The sequence below is a fragment of the Microbispora catharanthi genome (assembly GCF_006334915.2).
Taxonomy (GTDB): domain Bacteria; phylum Actinomycetota; class Actinomycetes; order Streptosporangiales; family Streptosporangiaceae; genus Microbispora; species Microbispora catharanthi.
Genome location: NZ_VDMA02000048.1, coordinates 1 through 20,258 on the forward strand (window position 1 = coordinate 1; position 20,258 = coordinate 20,258).

Here is a 20,258-nt window from a genome sequence, read left to right on the forward strand (position 1 = left end):
TGGTGTCGCCGGCGTCGGCGGCGGCGCGGGCGAGGCGTTCTGCGCCTTCGTGGTCGCCCCGCTTCCGTGCCAGGCCGTCCAGCGCGGTGGTGTCGCCGGCGTCGGCGGCGGCGCGGGCGAGGCGTTCCGCGCCTTCGCGGTCGCCGGCCCGCTCCCGTTTCCACACCATCTCGTCCAGCGGGTTGGTGGTGTACTCGGCGTCGTCGGCGGCCTGGTACAGGCGTTTGGCGCCTTCGTGGTCGCCGGCCCGCTGCCACGTCCGTGCCAGGTCGAACAGCGGGAGGATGTAGCCGGCGTCGGCGGCGGCGCGGGCGAGGCGTTCTGCGCCTTCGTGGTCGCCGGCCTGCTCCCGCGTCCGCGCCATCTCCGGCAGCTGTGCGGCGATGTGCCGGGCGTCGAGAGCGGCGCGGGCGATGCGTTCCGCGCTTTCGTGGTCGCCGCCCTGCTCCCGCGTCCGCGCCAGGTCCCACAGCGCGAGGATGTAGCCGGCGTCGGCGGCGGCGCGGGCGAGGCGTTCTGCGCCTTCGTGGTCGCCGGCCTGCTCCCGGATCCGCGCCATCTCCCGCAGCACGCTGGTGTCGCCGGCGTCGGCGACTGCTTGGTACAGCGCGGAGGCATGCCGATAGCGCCCGCGGTCGCGGGCGGCCTCAGCGAGAGCGCGGTGGTCGCTCATCGTGGCGGCGTGGCGGGTGGCGGCGTTCCAGAAGGCGGCGGGGGGACAGAGGGAGCGGCGGGTGCGGGTGCCGTGTTGTTCGAGGTAGTCGGCGAGGCGATAGGTCGGCTCGCCTCCACGTTGTGCGGCGGGGGCGTGACCGGTGCTGGGACGAGGTTTGATCCGGGCCAGTGGCGGGCGGGCTCCCCGGCAGGGGCGGTGATCGGTGAGGTAGGTGAAGGCGCGTTCGAGCCAGTCGTCGTCGAGCAGGTTCCATTGCTCGTCGCTGAGATAGCCGGGGGCGGCTTCTGCGAGCAGGAGGCGGGGCAGGGCTGGGCCGTGACCGAGGCGGCGGGCGTCGGTCGCGGCGTCCAGGATGGCGCGGGCGGCGGGTTCGGCGTTGTCGTAGAGCTCCAGCAGAGCCGGACCACCGGCCAGGTACTGGGTCAACCGCCCCTGCGGTGCCTGGCTTAAGGCCTCGGCCAGACGGGGATCGCCGGTGTTCGCCGCCTGCCGGCCTGCGGTATCGAGGTCGGTGCCGGTGAAGGACTCGGGAAGGCGGACGCTGGCGCTTTTGATCAGCTCGCGGGCCTGGGCGTACGAATCGGGCTGACCGGCGTGCGGGACCGCGGTGAGAGTCTTCCAGTAGGCGGGCCACAGGGTGCCCAGCACCAGCACCGGCCCTCGCTCCTGAGCACGCAGCAACTCCCGGAGCCCGCCGGCGACCCGCTCCCCGACGGCTGGATCGGCGGTGAGCAGATAGTGCTGGGTCTCGTTCAGCCACACCACGGTGTACGGCCTGATCGACTTCAGCTCGGCCAGGAGCGCCGCCGGGCGGCCCGGGTCGATCGGGTGCCACAGCCGCCACGGCTCGGGCAGGGTCCGGACCGCTTCCCACAAGGCGCGGGTCTTGCCCGTCGACGAGTCGCCGACCAGCACGACCAGCCGGGACGCTCCTGCTCGCACCTCGCGGACCACCTGTGCGAGGGTTTCGTCATGCGCTCGAGGGATGTAGGCGGGTAACTCCTCCAGCTCCTGATCGTCGGTGTCAACGCGAATCGCCGGATGGACTTCCAGGTCCAGCGGCCGGAGTTGTCCGATCGGCCGGCCCGGTTCTGCTGTGGCCGGGGGTGGGGCGGGGGCGGCGGCCATCGGGAGAGGGCAGGTCGGCGGCCGGCCGTTCTGCGCGTCGTCATAGGCCTGCTTCCACGCCGCCATGTCGCCCAGCACCGCGTCGGGACCCCCGCGCTTGTCCTCTGTCACCTTCTTGCGGTAGGCCTCCAGCAGGCGCTCGACCTGTTCGTTCCAGCTCGGTAGCCGCTTACGCGTGCCGTGGATGAGCGACTCGACCGTGGTCTTCGGGATGCCGGAGTGGCGGGACAGCCACTGCGCCGAGGGGTTCCAGGCCGCCGACCGCGCCTGCACCAGGTAGTCGAGGAAGATTCGGACACCGTCGCCGTGGTCGTCGGGCGGTTTCGCCATGTCGTGGCTCCTTCGCTGTCCTCCCCCGACAGATCCCGGTACCGCCGGCTACGGCGGCGATTTCAGGCTAAAACCGGATCCGCCGCACTGCACGTCGGCTGCGGCCACGGGGTGACCCCGGATGATCCGGGGTCACCCGGCAGCCTGGACATCGCAGGCCGTCGGCGGGTGCTCGTGCGCCGGTTGTCGATTGACTCATCCTTGTACGTCCGGTTAGCTCTGGTGGCAGCTCGCGACAGCGTACGGGCGGAGCCGCATGCGGGGTCGGCCGGGACGTGCGAGCGTCGACAGAACGCGCTGACCTGTCCGTTCCGGCGGCGGCCTCCGCCGTTCCGGCCGGTCGCGGACGGGGACTGCGACAGCCGGGGAGTGACGGATGACAGACGCTCGCATGCGTGCCCTCATGGATCGCCTCGGCGGCCTGGCGTACGGCGGGGACTACAACCCCGAGCAGTGGGACCCGGGCGTGTGGCGGGAGGACGTCCGGCTCATGCGCGAGGCGGGGGTGAACCTCGTGTCGCTCGGCGTCTTCGCGTGGGCCTCGCTCGAACCGGAGCCCGGCACGTACGAGTTCGGCTGGCTCGACGAGGTCATGGACCTGCTCCACGAGAACGGCATCGCGGTCAACCTGGCCACCCCCACCGCCGCGCCGCCCGCCTGGCTGACCCACCGGCACCCCGAGGTCCTCCCGGTCATGGCCGACGGCGAGCGGTTCGGCTTCGGCAACCGCCTGCACTACGACCCCTCGTCCCCGGTCTACCGCGAGCACGCGGCGAACATCACCAGGCGGCTCGCGGAGCGGTACTCCTTCCATCCCGCCCTGGCCATGTGGCACATCAGCAACGAGTACGGCCCCACGGCCTACAACGAGGCCGCCTCGGCCGGCTTCCGCCGCTGGCTCACGCGCAGGTACGGCGACCTGGAGACCCTCAACGAGGCGTGGACCACCCGCTTCTGGGGGCAGGTCTACACCGACTGGGACCAGGTCGAGGTGCCGAGCGTCCCCCGCACCTGGATGAACCCCAGCCGCATCCTGGACTTCAAGCGCTTCACCTCGGACGCCCTGCTGGAGTGCTTCGTCGCCGAGCGCGACATCGTCCGCTCCTTCCGCGACGACGTCCCGGTCGTCACCAACTTCATGCGCTTCTACCGCAATGCCGACTACTGGCGCTGGGCCCCGGAGGAGGACGCGGCGGCCCTGGACATCTACCCCGACCCCGCCGACCCGGACTCGCACGTGTCGTCGGCCTTCCAGTTCGACCTGTTCCGGTCGCTCAAGGGCGGGCGTCCGTGGCTGCTGATGGAGCAGGCCGCCAGCGCGGTCAGCCAGTGGAGGCTCAACGTGGTCAAGGAGCCCGGCCGGATGCGGCTCGGCTCGCTCCAGGCGGTCTCCCGCGGGGCCGACTCGGTGATGTTCTTCCAGTGGCGGGCCGGCCGGGGCGGGCACGAACGCTTCCACTCGGCGATGCTGCCGCACTCCGGTCCGCAGTCGCGCACCTTCCGCGAGGTCGCCGAGCTCGGCCGCGAGGTCGGGCTGCTGTCACCCGTGGCGGGAACGGCCACGCGGGCCGAGGTCGCCGTCCTGTTCGACTGGAACGGCTGGTGGGGGCTGGAGGAGCTGTGGGGCCTGCCCCGCAACGACTTCAGCTACGTGGACACCGTCATGCGGCACTACCGGCCGCTGTGGGAGCACCACTACGCGGTCGACGTCGTGTCCACCAGGAGCGACCTGTCGCCGTACAAGGTGCTGGTCGTGCCCAACGCGTACCTCGTCGACGACGAGGGCGTCGCCGCCGTCACCGAGTTCGCCCGCGGTGGCGGAACCGTCGTCATGTCCTTCTTCTCGGGCGTAGTGGACCAGTGCAACCGCGTCCGCCCGGACGGCTACCCGGGCGCGTTCCGCCGCCTCATCGGCGCGAAGATCGACGAATACTGGCCGGCGCGTCCCGGCGAGCGGTTCACGGTCGAGTTCACCGACGGACGCACGGCGACGTCGGACTGGTGGCGCGAGGACATCCACCTAGAAACCGGAACGGCACTGGCGACCTACGCGGACGGGCTGCTCGCGGGACGCGCCGCGGTCGTCGCCAACGACTTCGGAGCCGGCCGGGTCGTCTACTTCGCCACCCTTGTGGAACAGGACGCCTTCGACCGGGTGCTGATCGGCGAGCTGAGAGCGGCGGGTGTGGAGAACCGCTTCGACGGCCTTCCCGCCCACCTGGAGTGCACGGTCCGCGAGGACGAGCGGCACGAATACCTCTTCCTCCTCAACCACGACGCTGAGACGCCCGTCGCCGTCCCGGTGGAGGGCGGGGGTACGGACCTCCTCACCGGCCTCCCGGCGTCAGGGGAGATCACCGTGCCTCCCCTAGGAGCGGTGGTCGTCCGCCGGGCGCGGCAGGCGTGAGCGTGCCCGGCTCCCCGGCGGCGCGGTGCTCTCGCGGACCACGAGCTCGTTCGCGAGGTCGATCCGGCTCGTGGCCGGCTCCACGCCGCGGGCCAGGTCGAGCAGCATCTGGGTCGCGACCGTCGCCATGTCGCACAGCGGCTGGCCCACCGTGGTCAGGGCGGGCTCGACCCAGCCGGCGACGGGCACGTTGTCGTAACCGACCACCGACAGGTCCCCGGGGACGTCGAGGCCGAGCCGCCGGGCCGCGCGCAGGACGCCGAGCGCCTGCAGGTCCGACCCGGCGAAGATCGCGGTCGGCCGGTCCGGGCGTTGCAGCAGGTCCATGGCGTGTTTGTATCCGGCGTCGACGTAGAAGTTGCCGTACCTGACGAGGGCGGGGTCGACGGTGAGCCCCGCCTCGTCGTGGGCGACCCGGAATCCGGCGACCCGTGCCCTGCTGCACATCACGTCCTTCGGGCCGGAGACGACCGCGATGCGGCGGTGACCCAGCTCCAGGAGATGACGGGTGGCGAGCAGGCCGCCGTCCCAGTTGTTCGAGCCGACCACGGGCACGGACTCGGCGATCTCGCCGTCGGTGTCGACGACGACGAACGGGACCTGCGCCCGCCGCAGCTTCTGCTGCTGCGACTGAGACGGGCTGGACATGACGAACAGCACACCGAGGGGGCGATGGTCGAGCACACCGTCGAGCCACTCCTCCGGTGGCCGGTGCGCCCCTTTCAGCTGCGACAAGACGACTTCGATCCGCGCTGCGGCGGCGACGGCGTCGACCCCGCGGATGATCTCCATCGACCACATGGAGTTCAACTCGTGGAAGACGAGGTCGATCTGCCCCTTGAGCGTGCGCCGCTTCGAACGGCGGCGGTACTGGTGCCGCGCGAGGCCGGCCTCGACGCGTTCGCGCGTGTCGGGCGCGACGTCGGGGCGGCCGTTGAGGACCTTGGAGACCGTGGTCACCGAGACGCCGAGCTCTTCGGCGATGGACGCGATCGTGGTGGGCCGTGGATCGCGGGCGGGGGAGGGGCTGGTCATCTGTCCGCTCGTCGTTTCTCCGAAACTTTCGCGAAACTCTACCACCGGAAGGCCCTGAGATATACCGAGATCCAGGCTGTGTTGGGCTCGGCGACGCGAGAGTCTCGGCGATTGACTACCCTCTTGACGCACCCAGGTCCGGGTCTTATATTTCCGCAATATTAATGAGGACTTTCGAAACTTTCGGTTCGCGCTGCCGTGCCGTCTCCCGGGGCGGGGTGCGCGAAGCCGCCCCTTTCGGCGGCCGCACGCGCCGCCGTGGATCCGCTCGGATGGCACCGGAGGCACGGGATGAGCACCACCAGGACGATCGACGCGTCGCCGGATACGGGGGATCCCCGGCGGGCGAGACCGGATCCCGCCCGTGCGAAGCGCCCGCCGCGCCGCACCTGGCGGCAGGCGCTGCGCCGTGACTGGCAGCTCTATTCGCTGGCGATCCTTCCGCTGCTGTTCTTCGTGATCTTCCGGTATCTGCCGATGATCGGGAACGTCATCGCCTTCCGGAAGTTCCAGCCCGGCGGCAGCGTGCTCGGCGAGGAATGGGTCGGCCTGCGTTACGTGAAGATGTTCCTGAACGACCCGTCGTTCTGGCAGGTCTTCACCAACACCGTGGTCATCGGCGTGCTGACCCTGCTGTTCTGCTTCCCGACGCCGATCGTGCTCGCCCTGCTGATCAACGAGCTGCGCGGCAGGAGGATCAAGCGGTTCGTCCAGTCGGTGTCCTACCTGCCGCACTTCCTGTCGATGGTCGTCGTGGCCGGGCTGGTCATGGAGATGCTGTCGGTGGACGGGCCGGTCAACCAGCTCCTGCGCGCGGCCGGCAACGAGCCCGTCGCGTTCCTGCAGGAGGCGGGGTGGTTCCGGACGATCTACGTCTCCTCGGAGATGTGGCAGACGGTCGGCTGGGGGACGATCATCTACCTCGCCGCGCTCACCACCATCGACGAGCAGTTGTACGAGGCGGCCCGGATCGACGGCGCGAGCCGGTGGCGGCAGGTCTGGCACGTGACCCTCCCCGGCATCCGGCCGACCGCGGTCACCCTGCTGATCCTCAACATCGGCACGTTCATGGCCGTCGGCTTCGAGAAGATCCTGCTGCTCTACAACCCGCTGACGTACCCCACCGCCGACGTGATCTCCACGTACCTCTACCGGATGGGCATCGTCTCCAACAGCTTCAGCTACGCCGCGGCGATCGGCCTGTTCGAGGCCGTGATCGGGCTGGCCCTGGTCATGTCGGCGAACCTGATCTCCCGGCGCACGGTGGGGACGAGCCTGTGGTGACCGTCGACAGGACCCGGGGCTACCGGGTGTTCCGGGTCGTCAACGCGATCATTCTGACCGGTGTCGTGATCGTGACCCTGTACCCCTTCGTCAACATCGTCGCCCGGTCGCTCAGCGACGAGTTCGCCATCCGCGCCGGCAAGGTCAACCTCGTCCCCGTCGGGTTCACCTTCCGTACGTACGAGTTCGTGGCCTCCGACCCGACGTTCTGGATCAACTACCGCAACACCCTGGTCTACACGGTCGTCGCGACGGCCATCGCGATGGTCATGACCACGTGCTACGCGTACGTCCTGTCGAAGAAGCACCTGAAGGGCCGCACGTTCCTGATCGGGATCGCGGTCTTCACGATGTTCTTCTCCGGCGGGCTCATCCCCAACTACATCCTCATCTCCAGCCTCGGGCTGAAGGACAGCATCTGGGCCATCGTGCTGCCGAACGCGGTCAGCGTCTTCAACCTCCTGGTGATGAAGGCGTTCTTCGAGGGCCTGCCGGCCGAGCTGGAGGAGGCCGCCGCGATCGACGGCATGAGCACCTACGGCATCCTGCTCCGGATCGTGCTGCCGCTGTCGAAGGCGGTCCTCGCGACGATCGTGCTGTTCTACGCCGTGTCGTTCTGGAACTCGTGGTTCGCGGCCTTCCTCTACATGAGCCAGAACGACCTGTTCCCCGTGACCGTCTACCTGCGCAACCTCATCGCCGGCGCCACCACGGGCACGTCCGTCGGCGCCGACGCCACCGACATGACGGTGGCCACCAACATCAAGTCCGTGACGATGGTGCTCACGGTCATCCCGATCCTGGTGGTCTACCCCTTCGTCCAGCGGTACTTCGTCAAGGGCGTCATGCTCGGCGCGGTGAAGGGATAACACGCCGGACCTCTCATTCCGCTTTCACTCAGCCCGTTTCCCCAAGGGAGAGGACCCCCCTTTCATGTATGAGATCAACCGGCGTCAGGCGATGGTCGCCGTGGGAGCCTTCCTCGCGCTCGCCGCCTGCAGCACCGACGGCGATTCCGGCCCCAAGAAGAGCGGTGACGACTTCGCGGCGAACCGCGACGGCGCGATGTCCGACTACGCGGCCGGCAAGCCGTTCAAGGCCGCTGCCCCGCTCTCGTTCAGCATCCTTTACAACAACCACCCGTTCTATCCGATCAAGAACGACTGGCTGTTCTGGTCGGAGCTGACCAAGCGGACCAACGTGACGCTGCAGCCGAACGTGGTGCCGCTGAGCGACTACGAGAACAAGCGCAGCCTGCTGATCGGCGCCGGCGACGCCCCGATGATCATCCCGAAGACCTACCCCGGCCAGGAGACCCCCTTCGTCGCCTCGGGCAGCGTCCTGCCGGTCAGCGACTACCTCGACCTGATGCCGAACTTCAAGGAGAAGATCGCCAAGTGGAACCTGCAGCCCGACCTTGACACGCTCCGGCAGGCCGACGGCCGCTTCTACCTGCTCCCCGGCCTCCACGAGGACTACTGGACGGACTACACGCTGATTGTGCGCGGCGACATCCTCGACAAGCTCGGGCTGGAGATCCCGCAGACCTGGGACGACGTGCACAACATGCTGAAGGCGATGAAGGAGGAGTATCCCGACTCCTATCCCTACTCGGACCGATGGGGCATCCCCACACCGGGCGGCGCCATGCTGAACCAGGTCTTCGGCCTGGGCAGCGGCGCACGCGGCGGCTGGGGCTTCACGACCGGCATCACGTGGGATCCCACGGCGCAGAAGTTCGCCTACACCGGGGCGATGGAGCAGTACAAGCAGATGCTGCAGTTCCTCCACACGCTGGTGGAGGAGAAGCTGCTCGACCCGGAGAGCTTCACTCAGCAGGACGATCAGGCGATCCAGAAGCTGGCGTCCGGCAAGTCCTTCGTGATCAGCGGCAACGCCCAGACGCTCGTGAACGAGTATCGCCCGCCGCTGAAGAAGGCCAACCCGAAGGCGAAGCTCATCAAGATCCCGGTGCCCATCGGGCCGCAGGGGCCGGTCAAGGCCGACGCCAACGACAGCCGGCTGGAGAACGGCATCATGATCTCGAAGAAGGCCCGGGACAGCAAGAACTTCGTCGCGATGATGCAGTTCATCGACTGGCTCTGGTACTCCGACGAGGGCCAGGTGTTCGCCAAGTGGGGTGTCGAGGGGACCACCTACACCAAGGACGGCTCCGGCAAGTTCCAGCTCGCGAAGGACGTCGACTTCGTCGGCCTCAACCCCGGCGCGCCCAAGCACCTGCAGAAGGACTTCGGCTTCTCCAACGGGGTGTTCGCCTACGGCGGCAGCACCGAGCTGCTCCAGTCGACCTTCTCCGAGGAGGAGATCGAATGGCAGAAGACGATGAACGCCAGGAAGGCGCTGCCGCCGAAGCCGCCGAGCCCGCTCAACGACGAGGAGCGCGAGCAGGCCGCGCTGTGGCAGACCCCGCTGAAGGACCACGCCACCCAGAACACGCTCGAGTTCATCCTCGGCAAGCGGAGCTTCGACGAGTGGGACGCCTACGTCAAGGAGCTCGAGGCGAAGAACATGACGTCCTACGTCAACCTCGTCAACGGCGCGTACGAGCGCTACAAGAAGGAGCACGGCTGACCGGCCCGCGCCGGCCGTGCCTGTCCCACGGCCGGCACGCGCTGTCCGGAACGGCGAGCGAAGGACGATGATGCGCCACCCTGTCCCCGATATGCCGGACGACCCCCCGAGCCGGCTGACGGACGCCTGGCGATTCTGCGTCGGCACCGGCCGCTTCGACCTGGCCCTGCGCCGGGACTACCAGGAGTCGCTGGCGCTGGTCCAGCGGGAGATCGGCTTCCGGCACATCCGTGGGCACGGGCTGCTGAGCGACGGGGTGGGCGTCCACCGGCCGTACGAGCTCCGGGGCACCCGGCACGTGCGGCACGTGTTCACCTACGTGGACCAGGTGATCGACGCCTACCTCGACCTCGGGATCGCGCCGTTCCTGGAGCTGGGCTTCATGCCCTCCGGGCTCGCGTCCGGCGGCCAGACCGTTTTCTGGTGGCAGGGCAACGTCACCCCGCCCCGGTCGTGGCAGGAGTGGGCCGCGCTGGTAAGGGCCACCGTGACGCACCTGGTCGACCGGTACGGGCTCGACCAGGTGCGCACCTGGCCGATCGAGGTGTGGAACGAGCCCAACCTCAAGGAGTTCTGGCTCGACGCGGACCAGGACGCCTACCACCGCCTGTACGAGGTGACCGCGAACACCGTCAAGGACGTGGACGCCTCGCTCCAGGTGGGCGGGCCGGCCATCTCTCCCGGCTCCGACGAGTGGCTGGTGCGCTTCGCCGACTTCGTCGCCGAACGGTCCCTGCCGATCGACTTCGTCAGCCGGCACGCCTACACCTCCGGCCCGGCCCAGCACGTGCCGTTCGGCGTGCACCAGACGCTGGCCCCGCCGTCGCGGCTGCTGGAGCAGTTCGCCACGCCCCGGCGGCAGCTCCGGGGCGGTCCGCTGGCGGATCTGCCCGTGCACATCACCGAGTTCAACTCCTCATACCGGCCGGACAACCCGATCCACGACACGGCGTTCCACGCCGCGTACCTCGCGCCGGTGCTCGCCGCCGGGGGAGACCTGGCCGACTCCTTCTCCTACTGGACCTTCAGCGACGTGTTCGAGGAGGCAGGGGTGCCGGCCTCGCTGTTCCACGGCGGCTTCGGCCTGCTGACCCACCGTCAGATCAAGAAGCCGGCCTATCACCTGTACGCCTTCATGGCCCGCATGGGCGAGGAGATCCTGGCACGCGGACAGGACCACCTGGTCACCCGGGACGACGCCGGCCGGGTCACCGCGCTGGCCTGGGCGCCGGTGGACGTCACCGGCGGCCCGCCGGTCGACGGGCACACCGTGCGGCTGTCGATCCCGGTCAGCTCGCCGTCCGGCCGGGCCTTCCTGCTGCGCTCGTCGGTGAGCGAGGAGAAGGGCAACGCCTGGAGGGCGTGGTGCGAGATGGGCCGCCCGGCCTCGCCCCGGTCCCGGCAGCTCGACGCGCTGCGGGAGGCGGCGGAGCCGGTCCGCGGCCATCGCAGCCTGCCGATCGAGGACGGAAGGGTCGCCCTGGACATCACCCTCGACCGCCACGAGGTCACCCTGCTGGAGATCACGCCCGTGGTCGACGAGACTTCGCCCTGGGGGGACAGGTGGGACGACCGCCGCCTGCTCGGCCTGGATGAGGAGGCTGCGCCATGACAGAGACGACGATCCGGCGGTTCGGCCAGGGACCGCTCTCGCGCGCCTCCGCGCTGGTCTACACCCTGCTCGTGGTAGAGCTCCTGGTCCTGGTCACCACCGTGCCCGGCCTGATCGGGCTCGTCCTGCTCGACCGCGCCGCCGCCAACGTCCCGCTGGCGGCGGCGTGCGCGCTCCCGGCCGGCCCGGCGCTGTCGGCCGCGCTGTACGCGTTGCACCACCGCCGGCTCGACCTGACGGATCTCCACCCGTCGACGGCGTTCTGGCGCGGCTACCGGATGAACGTCCGCGGGGTGGTGAAGCTCTGGGTCCCGTTGCTGGCGTGGCTGACCGTCCTCGGATCGACGCTCGCGAACTTCGGCGCGGCAGGCGTCCCGGGGTGGTGGGCGATCCTGCTGGTCCTCATCGCGCTGGCGGCGGCCCTCTGGGGCGCGAACGCCCTCGTGATCACATCGCTGTTCGCGTTCCGGGCGAGGGACGTCGCCCGCCTGGCCGCGTACTTCCTCTTCTCCTCGCCCAGGGTCGCGCTGGCCGACGCGTGCCTGCTCGTCGTCGCGGCGGGTGTCACGCTGGTCGCCTCCGAGGCCGCGCTGACGCTGCTGGCCTCGGTGTTCGCGGCGGCGCTGCTGCTGAACAGCCGGCCGCTGATCGCCGAGGTCACGGAGAAGTTCACCGTGCAGGGCGATTCCCCGGAGGGGCCTCGTGACGACTCCTGATCCTGTCCATCCGGCGTGGCTGCCGCCGGAGGCGTTCCGTGCGATCGGCTCGCGCCGCACACTCGTGCTCGGTGACGGGCTCCTCGCCGGGACCGTGCACGACGAGGTGGCGGACGCCTGTGCCCGGTACGGCGGACGCGTGCGTCGCGGCGCCGAGGACGGGCCGTACGACCTCGTGCTCGCGCTCACCACGGAACCGCTGCCGGGCGTCGCGGGCGAGGTCCGCCCCGACTCCGCGATCGGCGCCGAGGGATACCTGCTCGCGCGGCGCGACGGCGTGACGGTCGTGCTCGCCGACGATCCCGCCGGGCTGCTCTACGGCCTGTTCCACGTCGTGCGGCTCGGTGAGAGGGCGTTCGCCGGAGAGCTTCAGGCCGAGCGTCATCGGCCCGCGATGCGGCGGCGCATGCTCGACCACTGGGACAACGTCGACGTCCATCCGGTGATGGGCCAGGTCGAACGCGGCTACGCGGGAGGGTCGATCTTCTGGCGCGACGGCGCGCCGCGCGGCGACCTGGCCCGGGTGCGGGCCTACGGGCGGCTGCTGGCCGCGTGCGGCGTGAACGCGATCTCCGTGAACAACGTGAACGTGCGCGCCACCGGGGCCCGCCTGCTGACGGACCGGCTCGGCGACGTCGCCGCGCTCGCGGACGTGCTGCGGCCGTACGGGATCAGGGTCCACCTGTCGGTGAGTTTCGCCTCGCCCGTCGTCCTCGGGGGGCTGCCGACCGCCGACCCGCTGGACGAGGGCGTGCGGAAGTGGTGGGCGGGCGTCACCGAGCGGGTGTACGACACGATCCCCGACTTCGGCGGCTATGTCGTGAAGGCCGACTCCGAGGGGGAGCCCGGCCCGTTCGCGTACGGGCGCGACCACGCCGACGGCGCGAACCTGCTGGCCGAGGCGCTGGAGCCGTTCGGCGGGGTCGTTCACTGGCGCGCCTTCGTCTACAACCACCGGCAGGACTGGCGCGACCGGTCCACCGACCGGGCCCGCGCCGCGTACGACCACTTCGCCCCGCTCGACGGGCGGTTCCGCGACAACGTGATCCTGCAGGTGAAGCACGGCCCGGTGGACTTCCAGGTGCGCGAGCCGGTGTCGCCGGTGATCGCGGCCATGCCCGCCACCCGCCTGGCCGTGGAACTGCAGGTGACGCAGGAGTACACCGGCCAGCAGCGGCACGTCTGCTACCTCCCCCCGATGTGGCGCGAGGTGCTCGGCTTCCGCCCCTGGGGACCGGACGGAACCGCCGTGGCCGACGTCGCCGGGGGAGCCTCGGGTGACGGCGGAGGGCTCGTCGCGGTCTCCAACGTGGGCGACGACCCCTACTGGACCGGCCACCCGCTCGCCCAGGCCAACCTGTACGCCTTCGGCAGGCTCGCCTGGGCGCCGTGGACGGACCCGGCGGCGATCCTCGACGAGTGGATCGACCTCACGTTCACGCCGACGGCGACGGGGGACACCGAGGCGTTGAGGCACACCCTGCATGCGATCATGGACGGCTCCTGGCGCACCTACGAGCGGTACACCGCGCCGCTGGGCGTCGGATTCATGGTCCGTCCCGGCCACCACTACGGGCCCGACGTGGACGGATACGAGTACACGCCGTGGGGCACCTACCACTTCGCCGACCGGGACGGCGTCGGGGTGGACCGCACCCGCGCCACCGGGACCGGCTTCACCGGCCAGTATCCGCCGCCGTGGTCGGAGGTGTACGAGTCGCTCGACCGGTGCCCCGACGAACTGCTGCTGTTCTTCCACCACGTCCCGTACGGGCACGTGCTGCACAGCGGGGCGACCGTCGTCCAGCACATCTACGACACCCATTTCGCGGGAGTCGAGGAGGCGATCGAGGCCAGACGGCGATGGGAGGAGGCCGCCGCACTGTTCGACCCGTCCCTGCACGCCCGGGTCGAAGAGCTCCTCGACGAGCAGGTCCGCTGCGCGGAGGAGTGGCGCGACCAGATCAACGCCTACTTCTTCCGCAAGTCGGGCGTGCCCGACGTCCGCGGCCGGCGCATCCCATGACGGCGCCGGAACGCCACGGCGTGCAGGAAGAGGACGGGCAGTGGGTCGCCACCTGGACGGCGATGCCGCAGTTGACGGAGCCGGACAACATGCCGCCCGCACCGTTCACCCGGGATGACCTCGTTCTCGCCGATGCCACGCTGCGGCAGACGGTCCGGGTCTCGGTGGGCGGGCGGCAGCTGCGGGTGAGGGTGTCGAACGCCTTCGGCGGCGCGGCGCTGCCCATCACGAAGGCGACCGTGGCGCTGCCGGCCGGGGGGCGGGCGGGGGTGAGCGCGGTCCAGCCGGGGACGGTGCGGCCGGTGACCTTCCACGGCCGCCCGTCGACGACGATCCCCGCCGGGGCGCAGGCGGTCTCCGACCCGCTGGACGTCGAGCCGGTGCCCGGGTCGAACCTGACGGTGACCGTCTATCTGGCCGACGGGCAGCGCTCGGCGAGCATCACCTCGCATCCGGGCTCGCGGACCACCTCCTACCTGCTGCCCGGCGACCACGCCGACGCCGAGGACCTGCCCGGCGCGACCGCGGTGGACCACTGGTACTTCCTCAGCGGAGTGGAGGTGTGGGCCGATCCCTCGGTCGCCGCGGTGACGGTGGTGGGCGACTCGCTGTCCGACGGCCGGGGCTCGACCACCAACGGCAACGACCGCTGGCCCGACCGGTTGCTCGACCGCCTGCGGTCCCGGCACGGAATGGACGGCGTGGCGGTGGTCAACCAGGCGGCCGGCGGCAACCGGGTGCTCAACGACGGCCTGGGCCCCAACGTGCTGGCCCGGCTGGACCGCGACGTGCTCGCCCACAGCGGCGTGGCGTGGCTGGTCCTGTTCGAGGGGGTCAACGACATCGGCACCGCCGAGGCGACCCCGGCCGCGCAGAAGCAGGTGACCGACGACCTGATCTTCGCCTACGACCAGATCGTCACGCGGGCGCACGCCCGGGGCATCCGTGTCTACGGGGCGACGCTGACGCCGTTCGGCGGCAACGCCTCCTACGACGACGCGCAGGGCTACCGGGAGGCGGCCCGGCAGGCGGTCAACCAGTGGATCCGCGCCGGGCGCCGGTTCGACGCCGTGATCGACTTCGACGGCGCCGCCCGCGACCCGGCCGATCCCCGCCGGCTGCTCGCCGCCTACGACGTGGGCGACCACCTGCACCTGAACCCGGCGGGATACCAGGCCCTCGCCGACGCCGTACCCGCCCACCTGTTCCGGCGGGAGCCGCTGCCGCCGGGCTTCCGATTCGCCTGACGCCGGCGGCTAGAGTGGCGTCCGGCTGTGGTTCCCCGAGCACCCATGTCACCGAGCACCCATGTCACCGAGCACCCATGTCACCGAGCACCCATGTCACCGAGCACCCATGTCACCGAGCACCGATGGATGAACGAGCGCGATGAGAATCGTCGAGGACGACCTGTCCGGCCCGCAGATCGCCGAGTTCCTGCGCGAACACGTGCGGGAGATGCGGTCCATCACTCCGCTGGAGAGCAAGCACGCCCTCGACCTCGACGGCCTGCGCACGCCCGAGGTCACGTTCTGGTCGGTGATGGACGGCGACGCCGTCGTGGGCTGCGGCGCGCTCAAGAGGCTCGACCCGGCGCACGCCGAGCTGAAGTCGATGCGCACCGCTGTGGCGCGCAAGCGCAGCGGGATCGCGTCCCTGCTGCTGGAGCACATCATCGCCGAGGCCGGGCGGATGGGCTTCACCCGGCTGAGCCTGGAGACCGGCTCCGCCGACTTCTTCCTGCCCGCCAGAAGGCTGTACGAGAAGTTCGGGTTCGGCTACTGCGAACCCTTCGCCGACTACCGGCCCGATCCGCACAGCGTGTTCATGACCAAGCTGCTCTGACGACTTCGTCAGTACGCGTCCGGGCGTAGGGCCCGGGCGCACACGGTGAGGCCGTCTCTGAGGGTCTCCCGCGTCGTGTCGTCGACCTTCGCGAGCATGACCGCTTCGATGTCGTCGAGCGAGCTGTCGCATCGCCGCAGCACGGTCACCCCCTCGGGAGTGAGGCGGGCGCACAGTGTGCGGCCGCCGTCCGGGTGCGGGTCGCGGCGGATCAGGCCGCGCCGTTCCAGGTCGCGGATGACGAGGTTCATCGCCTGCGGCGTGACGAAGGCGATGCGGGCCAGCTCCGCCGACGACACCCCGTCGCGCGTGCGCAGTTCGCTGAGCGCCATGTACTCGGTCGTGGTGACGCCGTGCCGGGCGAGCGTGTCGTCCAGGCGGGCGCGGATGCGGCGCTCCAGTCGGAACACCAGGTAGCTCAGGCGTGCCGAGGGCGCGGTCGGCTGGGCGGCGGGACGGGGGCGGTGGGCGGTCACCGGACGACGATACCGCGCGATCTTCAAGATGTAAGTTTCGCGGCTCGCTATCAAGTCACTTGATAGCAAGTACCTTGATATGCAGCGATAACTCCTATTCGATCGCCGCGGCCCTCGCGGCCGTGACTTGACCGCAGGCCGATGCCGCTTCTATACCGGCTGACGTCACGACTTCCGAGCGGACGGCCATTCCGGAACATGCGCGGAAAGGCGCAAGGAAAAGAGGGAACCGCCGCTGATCGAAAAAGGAGGAGCGGATGAAGCGATTACTCGCGGCGCTCGCCGGTGCCGTCGCCGCGGTGCTGTGCGCCGCCGCGGCCCTGACGTCGGTACTGGTGTCCGCGCACCCCGCCGCCGCGGCCACGCTGACCGAAGTGACCAACTTCGGCGCCAACCCCGGTAATCTGCGCATGTACGTGTACGTCCCGAACAACGCCCAGCAGAACCCGGCGATCGTGCTGGCCATGCACACGTGCGGCGGCACGGGGCCGGGCTTCTACTCGTCCACCGAGTTCGCGTCGCTGGCCGACCGGTACGGCTTCATCGTGATCTACCCGTCGGCCTCGAAGAAGATGAACTGCTTCGACAACTGGTCCGACGCGTCCAAGGTGCGCGGCGGCCAGACCGACCCGGTGTCGCTCATGTCGATGGTGACCTACGTCGAGCAGCAGTACCACGGCGACCCGAACCGGGTGTTCGCGACCGGCGCCTCCTCGGGCGGCATGATGACCAACGCCATGCTCGCCCTGTATCCCGAGGTGTTCAAGGCGGGCGCGGCGTTCATGGGCGTGCCGTTCACGTGCTTCCCCAACGAGGCGGCCTACAACCCGGCGGGCAACTCCTCCCCGTGCGTCGGCAAGACCGCGCAGCAGTGGGGCGACGCGGTGCGCAACGCCAACCCGAACTACCGGGGGCCCTGGCCGCGGATGCAGCTGTGGCACGGCACCGCCGACACGGTGGTCAACTACGCCGAGCTGGAGGAGGAGATCAAGCAGTGGACGAACGTGCACGGCCTGAGCCAGACACCCACCAGCACCGACACCCCGCAGTCCGGCTGGAGCCGCCGCCGCTACGCCGACTCCACGGGGGCGGTGAAGGTCGAGGCGTACAGCATCCAGGGCGCGGGCCACAGCCTCCCGATGAGCGGCATGGCCGCCGTCGCCATCCAGTTCTTCGGCCTCACCGGTAGCGGCCCGAGCCCGAGCCCGAGCCCGAGTCCGAGCGCCACCGTCAGCCCGTCGGTCAGCCCGTCCGCCAGTCCGTCCGCGAGCCCGTCGCCGTCCGCGAGCCCGTCGAACCCGCAGCCCGGCGGGTGCAGGGTCACCTACACCCCGAACACCTGGAACAACGGGTTCACGGCGGACGTCACGATCACGAACACCGGCACCGGTCCCGTCAACGGCTGGACCGTCACCTGGACCTGGCCGGGCAACCAGCAGGTCACCAACGCCTGGAACGCCACTGTGACCCAGTCCGGTGCCCAGGTCACCGCCCGCAACGTCTCCTACAACCCCGCCATCCCCGCCGGAGGCAGCACGAGCTTCGGCTTCCAGGGCGTCTACAGCGGCACCAACACCGCTCCGACCGGCTTCGCCCTCAACGGCGCGGCCTGCACCATCGCCTGACACCCGGCCTCGGCCGCACCCGGCCGCGCCGCGACAACCATCAGGGGGCGGCGCGGCCGGGCGTCAGACGGCCAGCGTGTCCAGGACGGTGGCGGCCAGCTCGGCGGCGGGCGGTTCGTACCGCTGGGCGAGCGTCTGGAAGGTCTGCTCGGCCTGGATCGCCGGCCAGTCCCGGGGCAGGTGCTCGGCGGGCAGGTGCGGATCCTGGCGGACGAGCTGCAGCCAGTCGGTGTGCAGCAGCAGCTGCCGCGCGAGGTCGTCGGGCGCGCCGGGGAACGGCCGGGGGACGTCCCACTGGGCGAGGAACGCCCGATAGCGCGCGGCGATCTGCTCGATGTCGAACGCCTTCCCGACGAGGTCGGCCGCCTCGGTCGGCGTGAACGCCCTGGCGGTCAGCACGGTCACGTGGTCGCCCAGATCGAGAGAGGCGAGGACGTCGGTGACGTCCTGGACGCCCGGCGCGATCCACAGCCCGCTCTGCAGCAGGCCGAAGCCGTTCCAGATGAGCCGCGACCGCAGGTCGTGCCGGGTGCTGCGACGGCTGTCCGGGATGGAGAAGCCGACGAGCGTCCAGGTGCCGTCCCAGTCGCGGTTCACCGCGCCGGTCTCCCACACCCGTTTGCGCCCGTCCTCCAAGACCTCCACGGCATGCGGGGTAAGCCCGAAATACACCTTCCGGCCCTGCCGATGTCGTGCCAGCAGGTTCCGCTTCACCATCCGCGCGAGCGTCGACCGTACGGCCTCCTCGGAGACGCCGAGGCGGGCGAAGACGTCGATGACGCTTCCGGAGTAGACGGCGATGTCGCGATGCAGCACGTAGATGCCGAGGAAGCTGAACATCAGGGACTGCGGGCGCAGGGATGGCGCCGTCTGGTCGTCTTCGCCGCCGAGGATCACAACAGAAGGGTAGACGGTCCCGGACGTCATGCAAATCTTTGACGGCCGTCAGATAGCTGCCATACATTCGACGATATCGGGCTGCCGAGCGAAGGGCGACACTATGGATCTTTCCGGCAAGGTGGCCGTCGTCACCGGCGCGGGCCGCGGCCTCGGCCGCGCGTACGCCGAGGCGTTGGCGGCGGCAGGGGCGGCGGTCGTCGTGAACGACGTGGACGGCGACGCGGCCACGGGGGTCGCCGGCGGGATCACCGCGAAGGGGGGCAGGGCCGCGGCCGTCGTGGCCCCGGTCGGATCCGCCGAGGTGGCCGAGCGGCTGGTCGACACGGCCGTCAAGGAGTTCGGCCGGCTGGACGTGATGGTGACGAACGCGGGGATCCTGCGCGATCGGGTGCTGTGGAAGATGTCGGACGACGACTTCGACGCGGTGATCGGCGTGCACCTGCGCGGCACGTTCACCTGTGCGCGGGCGGCGGCGGTGCGGATGCGTGAGCAGGGGAGCGGAGGCCGCCTGATCCTCGTCTCCTCACCCGCGGGCCAGCGCGGGAACTTCGGCCAGACGAACTACGCCGCCGCCAAGGCGGGCGTGGTCGCCATGGCCAGGACCTGGGCGATGGAGCTGGCCAGGGCGAACATCACGGTGAACGCGATCGTCCCGGTGGCGGCCACCGAGATGACCAAGACGATCCCCGCCTTCGCCCCGGTCATCGAGGAGGCGGAGCGGACCGGAAAGCCGTTCCCGCGGTGGCTGCGCAGGGACGAGGGGATGGGCACCGTCGAGGACGTGGCGGGGCTCGTCGTCTTCCTCGCCTCGGACGCCTCCGCGGGTGTGACGGGCCAGGCCGTCGGCATCGGGGGAGACCGGCTCGCGGTGTGGTCGCACCCGGCGGAGAAGGCCGTGGCGTACGCCGACGGCGGCTGGACGGCCGACGCCATCGCGGCCTCCTGGCCTACGGGCCTCGGCGCCGCCCTCGAGACGTACGGCATCCCCGCACCCGCGAATCCGGAGACCCGGTGAACATCGAGGACCTGGTCGCGATCGACGTGCACACGCACGCCGAGGTCTCCGCCGGCGGGCACGCCTCGCTGAGCGCCGAGCTGTTCGGCGCCTCGGAGAAGTACTTCAAGGAGCACCCGAGGCCGACCATCCCCGAGATCGCCGCGTACTACCGCGAGCGGAGGATGGCCGCGGTGGTGTTCACCGTGGACGCCGAGCATGCCACCGGGCACCCGCGCATCTCCAACGAGGAGGTGGCGGAGAGCTGCGCCGAGCACCCGGACGTGCTGATCCCGTTCGCCAGTGTCGATCCCTGGAAGGGCCGGGCGGGCGTGCGCGAGGCGCGCAGGCTCGTCGAGGAGTACGGCGTGCGCGGCTTCAAGTTCCACCCGAGCATCCAGGGCTTCGCGCCCGACGACCGGATGGCCTACCCCCTCTACGAGGCGATCCAGGAGCTCGGCGCGGTCGCCCTGTTCCACACCGGCCAGACGGGCATCGGCGCGGGCGTCCCCGGCGGGGGCGGGATCCGGCTCAAGTACGGCAATCCCATGCTGGTGGACGACGTGGCCGTGGACTTCCCCGAGCTGCGGATCATCCTGGCCCATCCGTCGT

At 70.3% G+C, this 20,258-nt stretch carries 15 protein-coding genes and 1 pseudogene; 12 read left to right on the forward strand and 4 right to left on the reverse strand.

Annotated elements, in window-relative coordinates; translation table 11 throughout:
* A pseudogene (locus tag FH610_RS41995) lies at window positions 1-2,134 on the reverse strand (hypothetical protein); the annotation flags it as partial.
* Window positions 2,135-2,510: 376 nt separating this feature from the next.
* Between FH610_RS41995 and FH610_RS42000 the strand changes: the two are divergent.
* Window positions 2,511-4,541, forward strand: a complete 2,031-nt coding sequence (locus tag FH610_RS42000) for a beta-galactosidase (protein WP_139580824.1) — start codon at window positions 2,511-2,513, stop codon at window positions 4,539-4,541.
* Here the strand turns inward: FH610_RS42000 and FH610_RS42005 are convergent.
* Window positions 4,503-5,576 (reverse strand): LacI family DNA-binding transcriptional regulator, encoded by a 1,074-nt coding sequence (locus FH610_RS42005; RefSeq protein ID WP_139580825.1) that lies wholly within the window; start codon window positions 5,574-5,576, stop codon window positions 4,503-4,505. The genes FH610_RS42000 and FH610_RS42005 overlap by 39 nt on opposite strands.
* A 291-nt stretch (window positions 5,577-5,867) precedes the next feature.
* Between FH610_RS42005 and FH610_RS42010 the strand changes: the two genes are divergently transcribed.
* The 8 genes from FH610_RS42010 (at window position 5,868) to FH610_RS42045 (ending at window position 15,651) form a co-directional block, all read left to right on the forward strand.
* Complete coding sequence (locus FH610_RS42010) at window positions 5,868-6,860, forward strand: ABC transporter permease (RefSeq protein WP_139580826.1); 993 nt, start codon at window positions 5,868-5,870, stop codon at window positions 6,858-6,860.
* Complete coding sequence (locus tag FH610_RS42015; protein ID WP_240809518.1) at window positions 6,857-7,729, forward strand: carbohydrate ABC transporter permease; 873 nt, start codon at window positions 6,857-6,859, stop codon at window positions 7,727-7,729. Before FH610_RS42010 ends, FH610_RS42015 begins: the two co-directional genes overlap by 4 nt.
* 64 nt (window positions 7,730-7,793) lie before the next feature.
* Complete coding sequence (locus tag FH610_RS42020) at window positions 7,794-9,452, forward strand: ABC transporter substrate-binding protein (RefSeq protein ID WP_139580828.1); 1,659 nt, start codon at window positions 7,794-7,796, stop codon at window positions 9,450-9,452.
* A gap of 91 nt (window positions 9,453-9,543) precedes the next feature.
* Window positions 9,544-11,064, forward strand: coding sequence for a GH39 family glycosyl hydrolase (locus tag FH610_RS42025; protein ID WP_139580829.1), 1,521 nt, complete (start codon window positions 9,544-9,546; stop codon window positions 11,062-11,064).
* Window positions 11,061-11,780: a hypothetical protein gene (locus FH610_RS42030; RefSeq protein WP_139580830.1), complete on the forward strand. Its 720-nt coding sequence runs from the start codon at window positions 11,061-11,063 to the stop codon at window positions 11,778-11,780. The genes FH610_RS42025 and FH610_RS42030 overlap by 4 nt, the downstream gene beginning before the upstream one ends.
* On the forward strand, window positions 11,767-13,806 hold the full coding sequence (locus tag FH610_RS42035; RefSeq protein WP_240809519.1) for an alpha-glucuronidase: 2,040 nt from the start codon (window positions 11,767-11,769) through the stop codon (window positions 13,804-13,806). The genes FH610_RS42030 and FH610_RS42035 overlap by 14 nt, the downstream gene beginning before the upstream one ends.
* Window positions 13,803-15,053 carry an SGNH/GDSL hydrolase family protein gene (locus FH610_RS42040; RefSeq protein ID WP_139580832.1) on the forward strand — a complete coding sequence of 417 codons (1,251 nt, stop codon included), beginning with the start codon at window positions 13,803-13,805 and terminating at the stop codon, window positions 15,051-15,053. The genes FH610_RS42035 and FH610_RS42040 overlap by 4 nt, the downstream gene beginning before the upstream one ends.
* A 142-nt stretch (window positions 15,054-15,195) precedes the next feature.
* Window positions 15,196-15,651, forward strand: a complete 456-nt coding sequence (locus FH610_RS42045; protein WP_139580833.1) for a GNAT family N-acetyltransferase — start codon at window positions 15,196-15,198, stop codon at window positions 15,649-15,651.
* 8 nt (window positions 15,652-15,659) lie between these two features.
* Here the strand turns inward: FH610_RS42045 and FH610_RS42050 are convergent, their stop codons facing one another.
* The gene (locus FH610_RS42050; RefSeq protein WP_240809520.1) at window positions 15,660-16,127 is read right to left on the reverse strand and encodes a MarR family winged helix-turn-helix transcriptional regulator; all 468 of its coding nucleotides are present in this window, start codon (window positions 16,125-16,127) and stop codon (window positions 15,660-15,662) included.
* Between the two features lie 257 nt (window positions 16,128-16,384).
* Between FH610_RS42050 and FH610_RS42055 the strand changes: the two genes are divergently transcribed.
* A complete protein-coding gene (locus FH610_RS42055) occupies window positions 16,385-17,752 on the forward strand; it encodes an extracellular catalytic domain type 1 short-chain-length polyhydroxyalkanoate depolymerase (RefSeq protein ID WP_139580834.1) in 1,368 nt (455 codons plus the stop codon).
* 63 nt (window positions 17,753-17,815) lie between these two features.
* On the opposite strand, the gene FH610_RS42060 is transcribed toward FH610_RS42055, so the two are convergent.
* Window positions 17,816-18,679: a PaaX family transcriptional regulator gene (locus tag FH610_RS42060; protein ID WP_205826452.1), complete on the reverse strand. Its 864-nt coding sequence runs from the start codon at window positions 18,677-18,679 to the stop codon at window positions 17,816-17,818.
* A gap of 73 nt (window positions 18,680-18,752) precedes the next feature.
* On the opposite strand from FH610_RS42060, the gene FH610_RS42065 reads away from it, so the two are divergent.
* Both FH610_RS42065 and FH610_RS42070 read left to right on the forward strand, forming a co-directional pair.
* The gene (locus tag FH610_RS42065) at window positions 18,753-19,667 is read left to right on the forward strand and encodes an SDR family oxidoreductase (RefSeq protein ID WP_139580835.1); all 915 of its coding nucleotides are present in this window, start codon (window positions 18,753-18,755) and stop codon (window positions 19,665-19,667) included.
* Window positions 19,664-20,258: amidohydrolase family protein (locus tag FH610_RS42070; protein WP_139580836.1), on the forward strand; the 595-nt coding region annotated here is incomplete at its 3' end. The genes FH610_RS42065 and FH610_RS42070, both read left to right, overlap by 4 nt.

Coding starts and splice junctions, on each gene's coding strand:
- FH610_RS42010 (WP_139580826.1), top strand. CDS start 5,868: ATGAGCACCACCAGGACGATCGACGCGTCGCCGGATACGGGGGATCCC.
- FH610_RS42060 (WP_205826452.1), bottom strand. CDS start 18,679: ATGACGTCCGGGACCGTCTACCCTTCTGTTGTGATCCTCGGCGGCGAA.
- FH610_RS42065 (WP_139580835.1), top strand. CDS start 18,753: ATGGATCTTTCCGGCAAGGTGGCCGTCGTCACCGGCGCGGGCCGCGGC.
- FH610_RS42025 (WP_139580829.1), top strand. CDS start 9,544: ATGCCGGACGACCCCCCGAGCCGGCTGACGGACGCCTGGCGATTCTGC.
- FH610_RS42055 (WP_139580834.1), top strand. CDS start 16,385: ATGAAGCGATTACTCGCGGCGCTCGCCGGTGCCGTCGCCGCGGTGCTG.
- FH610_RS42020 (WP_139580828.1), top strand. CDS start 7,794: ATGTATGAGATCAACCGGCGTCAGGCGATGGTCGCCGTGGGAGCCTTC.
- FH610_RS42045 (WP_139580833.1), top strand. CDS start 15,196: ATGAGAATCGTCGAGGACGACCTGTCCGGCCCGCAGATCGCCGAGTTC.
- FH610_RS42000 (WP_139580824.1), top strand. CDS start 2,511: ATGACAGACGCTCGCATGCGTGCCCTCATGGATCGCCTCGGCGGCCTG.
- FH610_RS42040 (WP_139580832.1), top strand. CDS start 13,803: ATGACGGCGCCGGAACGCCACGGCGTGCAGGAAGAGGACGGGCAGTGG.
- FH610_RS42005 (WP_139580825.1), bottom strand. CDS start 5,576: ATGACCAGCCCCTCCCCCGCCCGCGATCCACGGCCCACCACGATCGCG.
- FH610_RS42030 (WP_139580830.1), top strand. CDS start 11,061: ATGACAGAGACGACGATCCGGCGGTTCGGCCAGGGACCGCTCTCGCGC.